13 protein-coding genes are annotated in these 14576 nt (G+C 70.1%); 7 read left to right on the forward strand and 6 right to left on the reverse strand.

Annotated elements, in window-relative coordinates; all coding sequences use genetic code 11:
• Positions 1-10: 10 nt before the first annotated feature.
• The 4 genes from ACFUCU_RS03350 to ACFUCU_RS03365 all read right to left on the reverse strand — a co-directional run bounded on the left by ACFUCU_RS03350 (position 11) and on the right by ACFUCU_RS03365 (position 4576).
• Positions 11-691 carry a hypothetical protein gene (locus ACFUCU_RS03350; RefSeq protein WP_364137479.1) on the reverse strand — a complete coding sequence of 227 codons (681 nt, stop codon included), beginning with the start codon at positions 689-691 and terminating at the stop codon, positions 11-13.
• 74 nt (positions 692-765) lie between these two features.
• Entirely contained in the window at positions 766-1635 is an 870-nt protein-coding gene (locus tag ACFUCU_RS03355) for a universal stress protein (protein WP_290257951.1), read from the reverse strand.
• Between the two features lie 245 nt (positions 1636-1880).
• Positions 1881-3197, reverse strand: a complete 1317-nt coding sequence (locus ACFUCU_RS03360) for an erythromycin esterase family protein (RefSeq protein ID WP_377970638.1) — start codon at positions 3195-3197, stop codon at positions 1881-1883.
• Complete coding sequence (locus ACFUCU_RS03365) at positions 3194-4576, reverse strand: MBL fold metallo-hydrolase (RefSeq protein ID WP_377970640.1); 1383 nt, start codon at positions 4574-4576, stop codon at positions 3194-3196. The genes ACFUCU_RS03360 and ACFUCU_RS03365 overlap by 4 nt, the downstream gene beginning before the upstream one ends.
• 273 nt (positions 4577-4849) lie before the next feature.
• On the opposite strand from ACFUCU_RS03365, the gene ACFUCU_RS03370 reads away from it, so the two are divergent.
• Entirely contained in the window at positions 4850-6613 is a 1764-nt protein-coding gene (locus ACFUCU_RS03370; protein ID WP_377970641.1) for a long-chain-fatty-acid--CoA ligase, read from the forward strand.
• A 130-nt stretch (positions 6614-6743) separates the two neighbouring features.
• Positions 6744-9101 (forward strand): FdhF/YdeP family oxidoreductase, encoded by a 2358-nt coding sequence (locus ACFUCU_RS03375; protein ID WP_377970642.1) that lies wholly within the window; start codon positions 6744-6746, stop codon positions 9099-9101.
• Positions 9102-9180: 79 nt separating this feature from the next.
• Here ACFUCU_RS03375 and ACFUCU_RS03380 read toward each other — a convergent pair whose 3' ends face one another.
• Positions 9181-9498, reverse strand: coding sequence for a DUF6457 domain-containing protein (locus tag ACFUCU_RS03380; RefSeq protein ID WP_377970644.1), 318 nt, complete (start codon positions 9496-9498; stop codon positions 9181-9183).
• Between the two features lie 148 nt (positions 9499-9646).
• On the opposite strand from ACFUCU_RS03380, the gene ACFUCU_RS03385 reads away from it, so the two are divergent.
• A complete protein-coding gene (locus ACFUCU_RS03385) occupies positions 9647-10267 on the forward strand; it encodes an L-threonylcarbamoyladenylate synthase (RefSeq protein WP_377970646.1) in 621 nt (206 codons plus the stop codon).
• A gap of 47 nt (positions 10268-10314) precedes the next feature.
• On the forward strand, positions 10315-10833 hold the full coding sequence (locus ACFUCU_RS03390; RefSeq protein WP_377970647.1) for a GNAT family N-acetyltransferase: 519 nt from the start codon (positions 10315-10317) through the stop codon (positions 10831-10833).
• Positions 10834-10835: 2 nt separating this feature from the next.
• On the opposite strand, the gene ACFUCU_RS03395 is transcribed toward ACFUCU_RS03390, so the two are convergent.
• Positions 10836-12050, reverse strand: a complete 1215-nt coding sequence (locus ACFUCU_RS03395) for a hypothetical protein (protein WP_377970649.1) — start codon at positions 12048-12050, stop codon at positions 10836-10838.
• A gap of 159 nt (positions 12051-12209) precedes the next feature.
• Here ACFUCU_RS03395 and ACFUCU_RS03400 point away from each other — a divergent pair, with 159 nt between their 5' ends.
• Genes ACFUCU_RS03400 through ACFUCU_RS03410 form a run of 3 tightly spaced genes read left to right on the forward strand, consistent with a single transcriptional unit; the run spans position 12210 to position 14552 of the window.
• Positions 12210-12641 (forward strand): translesion error-prone DNA polymerase V autoproteolytic subunit, encoded by a 432-nt coding sequence (locus ACFUCU_RS03400; RefSeq protein ID WP_364137493.1) that lies wholly within the window; start codon positions 12210-12212, stop codon positions 12639-12641.
• Positions 12642-12650: 9 nt separating this feature from the next.
• Positions 12651-13949, forward strand: a complete 1299-nt coding sequence (locus ACFUCU_RS03405) for a Y-family DNA polymerase (protein WP_377970650.1) — start codon at positions 12651-12653, stop codon at positions 13947-13949.
• Positions 13950-13979: 30 nt separating this feature from the next.
• Entirely contained in the window at positions 13980-14552 is a 573-nt protein-coding gene (locus tag ACFUCU_RS03410; RefSeq protein ID WP_377970652.1) for a GNAT family N-acetyltransferase, read from the forward strand.
• Positions 14553-14576 lie beyond the last annotated feature (24 nt).

Here is a 14576-nt window from a genome sequence, read left to right on the forward strand (position 1 = left end):
CGCCGCCAGCTCAGGGGCGGGGAAGGTCTTCGCTCGTCCCGGCGTCGAGCGCGACGGCGATCCTGGCCTCCAGGGCCGCCGTCGTCGCGTCCGGAAGCACGATCAGCCCGTCCAGTTCCCGCCGCGCCCGCTTGTACGCCGTCTGCCGTTCGGCCGGGGTGGACCCGGCGTCGGAGGCGATCCGGAGCAGTTTCCGGGCGGTGGCGAGCCGGTCGCGTTCCGGGCCGGTGAACTTGCTGTCGCGGATCCGCCGGGCCTCGCGTTCGGCGACGTCGAAGGCCACCTCGAAGGCGTTGACGGCGTTCCGGTACTCGGCGAGCCGGGCGGCGGCCGGCGGCTCCGTTCCCGCCGGGCGGAGGCCGTCCGCGTCCCGCTTGGCGCGCAGGAACGCCACCGTGAGGGGTTCCCGGACGTCCGTCATGGCGGGGAAGTCGATGAGTTTGCCGACGTCGAGCTCGTAGTCCAGCCAGCGGCGGTTGACGGCGTCATGGGCGTCCAGGACCTGCTGCACCTCCGCCCGGCTGCTCTGCTCCGCCTCGGCCTGCCGGTTCTTCAGCTGGTACAGCTCCACCCGGCGCCGGTGCCGCCGTTCGGCGGCCTTCCGCCAGGCGCCGGCCCAGCTGCCGCCCAGGGCGCTGAGCGGGAACACCAGCCACCAGTAATGGCCCACGAAGGTCAGTATCGAATCCACCGCCCCATCCTCGCACCGGCCCGGACACGGGAAAAGCCCCCTCCGTGGAGGGGGCTTCCCGTCGGCAGGACCGCTCAGTCGCCGTGCTTGACCTTGTGGACCCGTGTCACGACGGTGGGACACGGGACATTCAGGAGCACCGCGTGTGCGGTCGAGCCGAGCACCAGCCGGGAGAAGCCGCCGCGTCCGCGGCTTCCGATCACCAGCAGGCGCGCCTCCCCCGCCAGGTCCGAGAGGGCCTTCGCGGGGTCGGTGTCTGTTTCCAGGCGCTGATGGACCACCAGGTCCGGGTACTTGTCGTGCAGCCCGGCGACGGATTCGGCCAGCACCACCCGGTCCTCCTCGACGATCGTCTCGGCCAGGCCGCTCTCGGGCAGCTGCCGTTCCACCCAGCGGGCCGGGTTCCGGAACGCGAGGACCGCGGTCAGTTCGTCGCCGCCGCGGTCCGCCTCGGCAGCGGCGTAGGCCACGGCCTGCAGGGATTCCTCGGAGCCGTCGACGCCGACCACCACGCCCCGGTTGCCGGTGCCGCGCTGGGTGGGGATGACCGCCACCGGGCATTCGGAGGCGGACGCCACCTGCAGCGCGCGGTCCGTCATGGGGCCGCCGTCGAGCCAGTGCTTGTCGTGGCCGCCCACCACCACGAGGGCGGCAGACTGGGACGCCTCGCGCAGCGCCGCGCCCGGGCTGCCGTGCCGCAGTTCGGTGTCGACCGTGACGTCCGGGGCCTGCTTGGCGGCGGCGGCCTTGGCCTTCTCCAGCAGCTCCATCCCGGACTGGCGGATCAGCTCGTGGTACTGGAAGTCCGGGGACATCCAGCGGTCGTCCACGGCGTGGACGCAGAGGACCGGGGCGTTGTCCGCGGCGGCCCGTTCCAGCGCCCAGGCCAGCGCGGCTTCGCTGCCCGCGGACCCGTTGACGCCGACGACGATTGGTTTACTCATGCTGATCGCTCTTTTCCGTCGTAGGCCAGGCTGGCCGCCCCGCCGCGGCGGTCCCGGCAGCGCACCCTTCTGTGACCGCTGCGCCCGGACGCCGCACGAGCCGCTGCCGTGGCCGCTGCTGTCTGGCATGACGCGCCGGCCGCCCCTGGGAGCCGCCGACACCTCAGTGTGGCCCGGGTCCGCGGGGCGGGTTAGGGCCTTAAGCCCCGCACCTTTTCGGGGCAGGCACGCCGCTGCGGCAGGGGCTAAAAGCCGCTGGGCTCGGTCTCGAATTCGGGTTCGCGCGGCGGTCCCTCGTGGTGGACCGGCCGGACGGCGGAGGTCTCCTCGAGCCAGATCAGGGCGTCGTAGCGGTCCCCCATCCGTGTGGGCACGTAATTGCCGCGCTCGCGCTCCGGGTTGTAGACGACGCCGATCGCCCGGTGCCCCAGCCAGGTGCCCAGCCACGGGCCGGTGCGGTCCTCGCCGAAGTCCAGCACCGCGGGCACACCCAGCGCCTCGTGCAGGAACGCCTCGTGGCTGTCCGGCCGGGCGACCGGGACTTCCAGGATCCGTTCCGGGGTCCCCCAGGCCCCGGCGGCCAGCACGGTGCCGCGGTGGCCGGCGAAGCCCACTAGCGCCACCCCGTCGGCGGCGTGCCGCTCCCGCAGCAGTTGCCCCACATTGACCAGCCCGTCCACCGCCATGTCCGTGGCCCGCGCGTCGCCCACGTGCGTGTTGTGGGCCCAGACGATGCCGCGGGACTCTGGCCCCAGGTGGTGGCTCAGCCGGTCGATGCTGTCCGCCATGTGATGGTCCCGGACATTCCAGGACTGCCGGTCGCCGCGGACCATGATCCGGTAGTAGTGCTCGGCGTTGGCGGCGACCTCCGCGTTCTGGACGGCATCGAACGCGTCGTCGTCCTCGTGCTCCGCGGCGTCGAAGGCCCGGGCGCGGATCTCCCGGAGAAGGGCGACAACGTCGGCCTCGCAGGACTGCGGGACCAGGCGTGTGCTCCACGCGTACTGGTGCGGGTCCTCGTGGTGGGGCAGGAAGCACTGCCAGGCGCGCATCGCCGCGGGGACGGCGTCGGGCTGGTGGGCCTGGAGCCAGGCGATGATCTCCCGCAGCGAGTCCCAGAGCGAGTACACGTCCAAGCCGTAGAAGCCCACGCGCCGGGACAACGGCCGGTGCAGGTTCCAGGTCCGCAGCCAGTCCAGGAACGCCGCCACCTCCTCGTTCGCCCACATCCAGGTGGGCCAGCGCTGGAACCCCGCCAGCAGCGAATGCACGCCCTGTTCCGCCCCCGTGATGCCGCGCACCCACTGGTTGATCCGCCAACAGTCCGGCCAGTCCCCCTCCACCCCGATCCAGGTGTAGCCCTGCTCCTCGATCAGCCGGCGGCTCAACGTGGCCCGCCAGGTATAGAAGTCGTGGGTGCCGTGGGAGGCCTCCCCGATGGCGGTGAACCGGCAGCCGGCCGCGCGGCGGACGACGGCGTCGAGGTCCCGGTCGCTGCGCAGCGGCCGGGCCAGGGCGTGGATCTCGCTCAGCACCGCGGAGCGGGTGACCTGCGCGCTCACCGCGGGTTCCCCAGGTCGACCCGTTCCAGGTACTCCGGCACCCGGGCCCGCCAGCCCAACTCCCGTTTGATCCGCAGCCGCAAGGCGTCCGCGGCGTCCGGCTCGCCATGGGTGACATACGCGATGCGCGGGGCACGCGGCGCGGCCTTCATCCAGGCGATCAGCCCGTCGGTGTCCGCGTGGGCGGAGAGGTTCTCCATCTGGATGACCTCGGCCCGGATGGTCAGGTCCTCGCCGTAGACCCGCACGTTGCGCTCGCCGGCGGCGAGCGCCGCTCCCCGCGTCCCGCCGGCCTGGTAGCCGCTGAGGACGACGGCGTTCCTCGGGTCCGTTCCGTAGGCCGCGAGGTGGTGCAGCACCCGGCCGCCGGTGAGCATGCCGCTGGCGGAGATGATGATCATCGGTCCGCCGCGCAGGTTCAGCAGCTTCGAGTCGTCCACGCTGCGGGTAAAGGTGGCTACGGTGTACATGCCCCGGTACTCCTCGGGCCGGAGCCGGTGTTCCTCCGGGTGGCGCTGGTACATGTCCGAGGCGTCGATGGCCATGGGGCTGTTGAGATAGATGGGGATGTCCGGGATGGCATTCTTCCGCCGCAGCCTGGAGAGGTACAGCATCAGGGTCTCGGCGCGGCCGACGGCGAACGCGGCGAACAGGACCACTCCCCCGCGTTTGGCCACCCGCCGGACGATCTCCCCCAGCTGCTCTTCCGGGTCCGCCTCCGCGTGCTTCCGGTTCCCGTAGGTGGACTCGGTGACCAGGACGTCCGCCTCTCCCAGCGGCCGGGGCGGGTACATGAACGGATCATCGCTCCGGCCGAGGTCCCCGGTGAAATGGACCGTCTGCGAGCCGAACCGCACGTGCACTTGGGCGGCGCCGAGGATGTGGCCGGCCGGGACGAAGGTCAGTTCCATGCCGCCGCCGAGGTCCAGCGGGTCATCGAACTCCCTGACCTTGAAGCTGTTCAGCGACCGGACCGCGTCGGCCGCCGTGTAGAGCGGGAGGGCCGGTGAATGGCTGGCCGAGCCGCGGTGCGTGGCGTACTTGGCCTCCTCCTCCTGGAGGTATCCGCTGTCCGGCAGGATCAGCTTGCACAGTTCCGTGGTGCCGTCGGTGGCGTAGACGGGACCCTTGAAGCCGTCCCGGACCAAGGCCGGGACATAGCCCGTGTGGTCCAGGTGGGCATGGGTGAGGACGACGGCGTCGATGGAGTGCGGCGGTACGGGAAACGGGGCCCGGTTGCGTTCCCGGCTGCGTTTGTAGCCCTGGAACAGCCCGCAGTCCACCAGGACGCGGCGGCCGCCGGATTCGAGCAGGTACCGGGAACCGGTCACGGTGTCTGTCGCACCGAGGAACCGCAGGGAAGGCCGGTCGTGTGTCATGGTGCGTTCCGTTCCCGAGTCCGTCACCCCCACCTTCCGCGCAATCGCCCACGCTCCCTAGGGCCGAAAGTCACGGCGCCGCGGCGCCCCTCGCCACCATGCGGACAGCCCGCCGTGACCGCCCACTGGGAGCGCCCATCGGGCACGGCTGTCTCCGGGACCCGGTACCGGGCAGTAGGCTTTTTCGGGGCGGCCGACTTGTCCCGCAGCCTCCGCGAACCACTGCCCCGACCCGTCAGCGGCCGGACCCCCTCCCCACGGCAAGGACCAGGCATGAAGCAGAAGAATCTCCCGGAGCCACAGGTGCCGGGCCTCCCGTGGGCGGACCGCCCCTGGACCGCCCACTACAGCGACGGCGTTCCGGCCGACCTGGTGCTGCCCACCGGGTCGCTGGTGGACATGGTGGAGGCGTCCGTTCGGCGCTACGGCAGCCGGACGGCGCTGGAGTTCTTCGGGGCGCGGACCAGCTACCGGGAGCTCGGCGCGCAGATCGACCGTGTGGCCGCCGGGTTGCAGAAGCTGGGGGTGGCCGCCGGGGACCGGGTGGCCCTGGTCCTGCCCAACTGCCCGCAGCACGTCATTGCTTTCTACGCGGTGCTGCGCCTGGGCGCCGTCGTCGTCGAACACAACCCCCTGTACACGGACCGCGAGCTGCGCCATCAGTTCGAGGACCACGGCGCCACCGTCGCGATCGTCTGGGACAAGGCCGTGGACCGGGTGCTGCGGCTGCCGGCGGACATCGGCGTCCGCACCGTGGTGTCGGTCGAGCTGATCCCGGCCATGCCGCTGGGCAAACGGCTGGCGCTGCGGCTTCCACTGCCCTCCGCACGGAAGGCACGCGCCGCCCTGGCCGCCGGGAAGCCCGCGCGCGGAACCCGGGCCGCCGTCGTTCAACGGCAGGTGCTGCCATGGCGCCGGCTGCTGGACGCCGGGCGGCTCAAGCGGCGCCACCAGCGGCCCGCGCCCGGGGACCTGGCGGTCCTGCAATACACCAGCGGCACCACCGGCGCACCGAAGGGTGCCATGCTCACGCACGCGAACCTGCAGGCCAACGCCGCGCAGGGCCGCGCCTGGGTACCCGGCCTCCAGGACGGCAAGGAAACCGTCTACGCCGTCCTGCCGATGTTCCATGCCTACGGGCTCACGCTCTGCATGACCTTTTCGCTGAGCATCGGGGCGCGGCTGGTGCTCTTCCCGAAGTTCGACGCCGGCCTGGTCCTGAAGGCGCACCGGCGCTCGCCGGCGACGTTCCTGCCCGCCGTCCCGCCGATCTACGACCGGCTCGCCGCGGAGGCCGAGCGCCGGGGCGTGAGTCTGCGCGGCATCCGGTACTCCATCTCCGGAGCCATGAACCTCCCGGTGGCCACGGTGGAGACCTGGGAAAAGGCCACCGGCGGGTACCTGATCGAAGGCTACGGCCTGACCGAGACCTCGCCGATCTCCGTGGGCAACCCCTTCGGCCCGAGCCGCAAACCCGGCACCGTGGGGGTCCCCTTCCCGCTCACCGACATCCGCGTGGCCGATCCCCGGAACGTCGCCGTCAACCGGGCGCCCGGCGAACAAGGCGAACTGCTGATCCGCGGCCCGCAGGTCTTCGCCGGCTACTGGAACCGCCCGCAGGACACCGAGGAGGCCCTGCTGGAGGGCGGCTGGTTCCGGACCGGTGACATCGTCTCCGTCGACAAGGACCACTTCGTGACCATCAGGGACCGGATCAAGGAGCTGATCATCACCGGCGGCTTCAACGTCTCGCCCACCGAGGTCGAGGACGTCCTGGCCAGGTTCCCCGGCGTCGCGGAGGTCTCCGTGGTGGGCGTCCCCCGGCCCGGCGGCGGCGAGGACGTGGTGGCCGCCGTCGTGCCCGACGCCGGCGGCACCGTGGACCCCGGAGCCCTGCGGGACTTCGCGCGGGAACACCTGGCCGCGTACAAGGTGCCGCGGCAGGTGGTGGTCATGGAGAGGCTCCCGCGCTCGCTGATCGGCAAGGTCCTGCGCCGGGAGATCCAGGCAACGCTCGCCGAACGCGCCGCCGAATAGGCCGCCCCCGCCGATTCCCCGCGGCGCTCCGGTCCGGCTGAGAGTCGTGTCTCACGTAGGCGGGTAGGGTGCGTAGAGGAGTTGTGCCCGCCGCCGGGCTAACGGCGGCGTCTGCAGAAGGGAAGTTGTCGTGGCTCGCAAGACACCTGAGGTACAGGAACCGAACGAAAAGGACCTGGAGGTCGGCGACCGGCCCAAGCACTGGGCGGCCGGAGTTCCCGGCGTCTACCACTCCATGGAGCCGGCGATCAAGCAGATGGGTCCCAACCGGACCCGCAAAACGGTCCTCAAGATGAACCAGAAGGACGGCTTCGACTGCCCAAGCTGCGCCTGGCCGGACCCGCACCACCGCAAGGCGTTCGAGTTCTGCGAGAACGGCGCCAAGGCCGTCACCTGGGAGGCGACGCCGCTGGTGATTCCGTCGTCGTTCTGGTCCGAGCACTCGGTCAGCGAACTGCGCGACCGGTCCGACTACTGGCTCGGCATGCAGGGCCGCCTCACCGAACCGGTGTTCAAGGCCGCCGGCGAAGACCACTACAGCCCCGTCTCCTGGGATGAGGCAATCCGGATCGTCACGGACAAGCTCCACGGCCTGGGTTCCCCGGACGAGGCGTCCTTCTACACCAGCGGTCGCACCTCCAACGAGGCGGCCTTCCTCTACCAGCTGCTGGTGCGCGGCTACGGCACCAACAACCTGCCGGACTGCTCCAACATGTGCCACGAGTCCTCCGGCTGGGCGATGGGCCAGACCATAGGCATCGGCAAGGCGACCGTGAACTTCGACGACTACGCCGACGCCGACCTGATCATCATCATGGGCCAGAACCCGGGTACCAACCACCCGCGCATGCTGACCGAGCTGGAGAACTGCAAGCACAACGGCGGCGAGATCGTGGCCGTGAACCCGCTCCCGGAGGCCGGGCTGCACCGCTACAAGAACCCGCAGAAGGTCCGCGGCGTGATCGGCCACGGGACCTCCATCGCGGACCAGTTCATGCACATCCGGATCGGCGGGGACATGGCCCTGCTGCAGGCCGTCTCCAAGCGCGTCCTCGACGCCGAGACCCGCAACCCCGGGACGGTCCTGGACCACGCGTTCCTGGCCGAGCACTGCGAGGGCCTGGACGAACTGAAGGAACACCTTGCGCAGCTGGACGAGCGGGAGGTCCTGGAGGCCACCGGGCTGCGTTCCGAGGAGATCGACGAGCTGGCCGCCCGGTACCTGAAGGCGGACAAGGTCATCATCACCTGGGCCATGGGCGTCACGCAGCAGAAGAAGGGCGTGGCCACCATCAAGGAGATCATCAACCTCCTGCTGCTGCGCGGCAACATGGGCAAGCCCGGGGCCGGCGCCTCCCCGATCCGCGGCCACAGCAACGTCCAGGGTGACCGGACCATGGGCATCTGGGAGCAGATGCCGCAGTCCTTCATGGAGGCGCTCGGCAAGGAGTTCGACTTCGAGCCGCCGCGCGAACACGGCGTGGACGCCGTCGAAACCATCAACAAGATGCGCGAGGGCGGGATCAAGTTCTTCATGGCGATGGGCGGCAACTTCGTGGCCGCCGTCTCGGACACCAACGCTGCGGAGGCCGCCATGGCCGGCACGGAGATGACCGTGCAGGTCTCCACCAAACTCAACCGCTCGCACGTGGTGACCGGCGCCGAGGCGCTGATCCTGCCCACGATGGGCCGGACCGAGATCGACATCCAGGAATCCGGCGAGCAGTTCGTTTCCGTTGAGGACACCGTCTGCGCCGTGCACCCCTCGTGGGGCAGCGTGGAACCGGTCTCCCACCACCTGCTCTCCGAACCCGCGATCCTCAGCCGCCTGGGCAAGGCCCTGGTGGGCGACAGGATCGCGGCGGACTGGGACGGCTTCGAGAAGAACTACGACCTGATCCGGGACCACATCTCCCGGGTGGTGGGCGGCTGCCAGGACTACAACGAGCGGATCCGCCAGGAAGGCGGCTTCATCCTCGAGAACGGTCCCCGCGATTCGCGCACCTTCGCCACGCCCACGGGCAAGGCCGTACTGACGGTGAACTACCTCGAACACGTCGAAAGCCCCGAGGGCACGCTGATCCTGCAGACCATGCGCTCCCACGACCAGTTCAACACCACCATCTACGGGCACAACGACCGGTACCGCGGCATCAAGAAGGGCCGCCACGTGGTGTTCGTCAACCCGGACGACATCGCCGAGCTGGGGCTCGCGGACGGTCTTTATGTGGACATTCACGGCGTGCACGACGACGGCGAGGAGCGCGTGTTGCGCAAGTTCCGCGTGGTCTCGTACCCGACGTCGCGCGGCTGTGCCGCAGCGTACTACCCGGAGGCCAATGTCCTGGTGCCGCTGAACCACACCGCGGAGGGAAGCAACACGCCCATCTCGAAGGCCGTGATCGTACGGCTCGAGGCCAGCGCGGACCAGGAGGCCGACGGCCCGGGACGCCTGCACGACGCCCCCGGCGCGACGGTGTCCGCCTAGCATCTCTCCGGAAAAGCCGGCAGGCCGCGTCCCCTCGGGGATGCGGCCTGCCGGCTGTTGCCTGTGCGTTTTGTGCGGGCTACTGGGCCCGTTTGGTCCAGCCCTTTTCGTCCGGGCCGCCCTCTTCGCCGTGCTCGCACAGCTCGATCACCCTGTCCGCGGCGGCCGTGACGGCCTCGTCGACGCTCTTGCGCCCGTGGGTGGACGCCGTTCCGGCGGCGAAGCCGACGATGAAGGCGCTGACGGCGTCGGCGTGCGGACCCACGGCCTTGACCGATTCGTCGGCGAGCTGCACCAGCTTCTCGTGGTCCACCTCCAGGTCGAGGATCTGCAGGGCCTGGATCAGGCGCGCGCTCCAGTGCCGCAGTGAGCTGTCTTCATCCCGGGGCAAAGTCATGTACTACTCCTCTTCGTCGGTGCTGCATCGGTGCGTCCGTCGCGCGCTGTCCCTCAAGGGGTAGCACCGATCCGGGCCCAAATGAAACGCGACACAGCCCCCGGGCCGGAATGGATGTGCCCCGCGCGGCCGGGCGTAAGCTCATGCCATGGCGAGATTCTTCGATGTCCACCCCGACAACCCGCAGCCGCGTTCCATCACCCAGGTGGTGGAGCTGCTCAAGTCCGGGGGCCTGATCGCCTACCCCACGGACTCCTGCTACGCCCTCGGCGCGCAGCTGGGCAACCGGGAGGCGCTGGACCGGATCCGGGCCATCCGGCACCTGAACGACAAGCACCACTTCACCCTGGTCTGCAGGGACTTCGCGCAGCTGGGTCAATTCGTCCAGATCGACAACGACGTCTTCCGGAGCATCAAGGCGGTGACCCCCGGCAGCTACACCTTCATCCTGCCGGCCACCAAGGAGGTCCCGAAGCGGCTGCTGCACCCGAAGAAGAAAACCGTGGGGGTGCGCATCCCGGACCACACCGTGGTCCAGGCCATCCTGGCGGAGCTGGGCGAACCGCTGCTCTCCAGCACGCTGCTGCTGCCGGACGAGGAGGAGCCGCTGACGCAGGGCTGGGAGATTAAGGAGCGGCTGGACCACGTGGTCGACGCCGTCATCGACTCCGGCGAGTGCGGCGCGGAGCCCACCACCGTGATTGACTTCTCCGGCGGCGCCGCCGAGGTGGTCCGCCGCGGCATGGGCGACCCGTCCCGCTTCGAGTAGCCGCACGGGTCCACAGCGTTAGACCCCGGCCCGGCTAGGATCGGGGCATGGCCCGGCTTACCGCACCCGACACCACCTACCACGCCTCCTGGCTGGAGGCCTTTGCCGAGTTCGACGGCGCGCACCAGGATGGCGGCGGGATAGAGCACCGGCCCGACGCGGACCTGGCGGGTTCCGCCGCGTTCGCCGATTTTGTGGAGGCTCTGCGCCGGGACGCGCGACCGGAGACTCCGCGGAAACCCGGCTACGTTCCCTGCACGTATCTGTGGATTGTCGAGGGCGGCGAATTCGTCGGTTCACTCGCGGTCCGCCACCACCTGAACGAGTCCCTGCTCAACGAGGTGGGGCACATCGGCTACAGCGTCCGCCCGTCGGCGCGGCGGCGCGGACATGCCGCGGGAGCACTGGCGGAGGCACTGCCGATCGCCCGCGGTCTGGGAATCGAGCGGGCACTCTTGACCTGCGACGAAGACAACGCGGGCTCCCGCGCCACGATCGAAAAGAACGGCGGCGCCTACGAGGACACCCGGAACGGCAAGCGCCGCTACTGGATCGAGACGGCCTAGGCCTACGCCTGTTCGGCGGTGACGTCGCCGTCTGCTCCGTCGGCTCTGAGGGAACGGCGTCGGCCCAGCAACAGCACCAGGGCGGCGACGACGATCACCGCCACTCCGCCGGCACCCGCAACGACGCCGGGCGAGCTCCACAGTGAGGGCCCGGCACTATTCCCCAACGCGTTACCGACTCCTGTCCCGTTCCCTAGCCCGGGGCCGGCCGGGCCCGCAGGAGCAGAGGCCGGCGCCGGCGGTGCGTAGCGGGAGACCGACCCGTTGCCCAGGCCGGTGCCCGGCGTCGCCGCGATGATGCTGCCGTCCGGGGCCACCGCGAGGTGCCCGGGGCGTCCCTCGGTCGGGATGGTGGAATCGACGGTCCGGGAGCCTGGCTTGATCACCGATATCCCTTCGGTGAGGACACTCGAAACGTAAAGCGTCCCGTCGGGTCCGAGCGCCGCCTCGGTGGGGCCGCCGGGGACATAGATGGTGTAGCCCACCCGGTCCGCCCCCGTCCCGATGACCGCAACCTTGTTCGTGCTGATGTTCGTGACGTAGACCGTGCCGTCCGGGGCGACGGCGATGCCGTGGGGATTCTCCGTGGTGCCGGCCACCGTCCCGGTGGGAATCGTGTGGGATGCCGCGGCCTGGCCGGCGGGAACGATCGAGACCGTGCCCTCGATTTGGTTGACCACGTAGGCGGTGCCGTCCGCGCCGACGGCGACTTCCACCGGTCCCGCCCCGACCCCGATGACATGGTCCACCGCCGTGCCCCCGGCGGCAAGGACAAGCACCGTTTTGTTCTCCGGGTTCGGCACATACACTGTGCCGTCAGGGCCGGCGGCAATCAGGTGGTTGCCCCTCGACACCGGGATGGTCCGGGCGACGGCCGCGGCACCAGGAGGCACGACGCCGATCTCGGCCCCGCCGACGGAGCCACCCTGCTGCTGGGCCACGTAGAGCGTTCCGTCCGGCGCCAGAGCCAGTCCGGCCACGTTGGGGCCGGTCGTTATCCGGCGCGTAGGGCCCGGCTCGCCCGGCGGAATCACCAGGACCCCGCCGGGGCCGTCGTAGCCGCCGATGTAGGCCGTACCATCCGGGCCAACGACGACGTCGACCGGCGTCCCGCCCGTCGATACCACCTCCGCCGGCGCCAAGGCGGCCGGCGCCGCGACATCCTGGGCCGCGACGGCTTGCCCAGCCCCGCCGCACAGGGCAGCTCCCACAGCCACAACCGCCAGCCAACGTGCTCGTGCCACCACTACCCCCAAACAGCGGGCCGCCCGGCGCGGCCAACCCCCGAAGCCTACTACCGAAGGGTTTCCCCCGGTCCAGTGTCCGCCCCCGGGTTTACACTTAGATTCGAACATATATTCGAACTAAGGTGTGTTGTGGGCGCAATTATCGGACCCCGCGTGATAGACGCGGGCACTTCCCTCCTCTCCGTGCTGATCTCGCCGGTCCCGGTGGCGGCCGGCTATCCCTCGCCCGCGCAGGATTACTTCGACGGCCGCATCGACCTGAACGAACACCTGATCAAGGACATCACCAGCACCTACGTGGTCCGGGTCTCCGGGGACTCCATGGAGGGCGCCGGGATCAGCGACGGGGACGAACTGATCGTCAACCGGGCGCTGACCCCAGTGGACGGATCCGTCGTCGTCGCGGTCCTGGACGGCGAACTGACCATCAAGCGGTTAAGGATCACCCGCAACGGCGTGGTGCTGCAGGCCGAGAACCCGGCTTACCCGGACATCAGGGTGCCGTCCCTGTCCGAACTCGTGGTCTGGGGCGTCGCCACGCGCTGCCTCCACGTGGTCTAGGGCGCCGTCATGGCCAGGCCCGCCCCGATGCGCCAGCTGCCCCAGATCGCCCACGTGGACGTCAACTGCTTCTACGCCTCCGCCGAGCGCGCCTTCAACCCCGCACTGGAGGGCCGTCCCGTCGTCGTGCTATCCAACAACGATGGCTGTGCCGTCACGCGGTCACCCGAGGCGAAGCGGCTGGGGATTGCCCTCGGCGAGCCGTGGTTCAAACTCGCCCCTCGGGCCAGGGAGTGGGGACTGGTGGCCCTGTCCAGCAATTACGAACTCTACGGCGACATCAGCGCCCGCGTGATGGAACTGCTGGGCCGATTCTCCGCCTGGCTGGAGGTGTACAGCATCGACGAGGCGTTCCTGGGGGTCAAGGGCACCCCCGCGGAACTGCTGGAGCTGGGCGGACAGATGAAGACGGCGGTGCGGCGCAACGTCGGCGTGCCCGTCTGCGTCGGCATCGCCCCCACCAAGACGCTGGCGAAGCTGGCCAACAAGTGGGCCAAGAACAATCCTGCCTTCGACGGCGTCTGCCACTGGGAGTCCGTGCCCGCCGCCGCCCGCGAGCGCCTGATGCGAAGCCTGTCGGTGATCGAAATCTGGGGCGTCGCCACCCGGCTGACCAAGCGGCTCAACGCCCTCGGCATCCACTCGATCCTGGACCTGGCCCGCGCGGACCCGGTGATGATCCGCGACCGGTTCTCCGTGGTCATGATGCGCACCGTCCTGGAACTGCAGGGCACCCCATGCATCCCGTTGGAAGAGGAACGCATCGGACGGGACCAACTGATCTTCTCCCGTTCCTTCTCCACCCCGCTGACTTCGGCAGCCGGGTTCCGGCAGGTCCTGAGCGTCTACGGGCAACAGGCCTCCGCCCGGCTGTCCCGGCACGGACTGCAGGCGAAGCTCCTCACCGCGTTCGCGGGCACCTCGCACTTCAACGCCCGGGACGTCTCGTTCCCCACGGTCAGTGTGGTCCTGCCGATGCCGACGGCGGATCCGGTGATCCTGACGCGGGCGGCGCATGCGCTGCTGCCGCGCATCGTGGACGGCGTGAAGTACGCGAAGGCCGGCATCATGGTCACCGACCTTCGGCCCACCGGGAACCAGGCACCGCTGTCCCCGTTCGAAAATCCGCACGAGGAACGCCACATCGGGAGCCTGGTGGAGGACATCACACGCCGCTACGGCCGCGGCTCCATCGGACTGGGCTTCGGCGGCATACGGGGCGGACCGGACTGGAGCATGAGGCGGGACATGCTCTCCCCCCGCTACACCACCCACTGGGATGAACTCCCCCTGGTCAAGGCCGCCTGACCGCGCCGGCCTATCAGCTAAGCTCCCGGCATGCCTTCTTCACTGTTTGAAACGGCCGTCCGGGACGGCGTTGTCCTGAAACCCCTGGAGCCGTGGCACGCCCCGGCCTTCGCCGAGCACATGGACCGGGCCCGAGACCACATCCGCCCCTGGGTGGGACCGGCTTTCGTCACCGACACCGTCGAGGGCGCCCGGGCCACCCTGCAGCGCTACGCCACGGCTACCGCCCGCGACGGCGCCCGCATCTACGGCCTCTGGGACGGGGAGCGCATCATTGGCGGCGTCATGTTCGTGGCCTTCGACGCCGGCTGGGGCATCTGCGAGGTCGGCTGCTGGCTGGAACCCGGCGCGGTGGGCCGCGGACTCGTCACCCGCTCGGTCGCCCTGCTGATGGAATGGGCCTTCGAGGAACGCGGCATGTCCCGGGTGGAGTGGCGGTGCCGGACCGACAACCTGCGCAGCGTCGCCATCGCCCGGCGGCTCGGCATGCGTTCGGAGGGCGTGCTCCGCAGCAGCTGGGTGTTCGACGGGTCCCGCTACGACAAGGAAGTCTTCTCGATCCTTCGCGGCGAGTGGGAGGCCACCCGCTCGGGGTCACGCTAGGACCGAGGCCGTCTCGGCGGCGGC

The sequence above is a fragment of the Arthrobacter sp. NPDC057259 genome, assembly GCF_042668995.1.
Classification (GTDB): Bacteria; Actinomycetota; Actinomycetes; order Actinomycetales; family Micrococcaceae; genus Arthrobacter.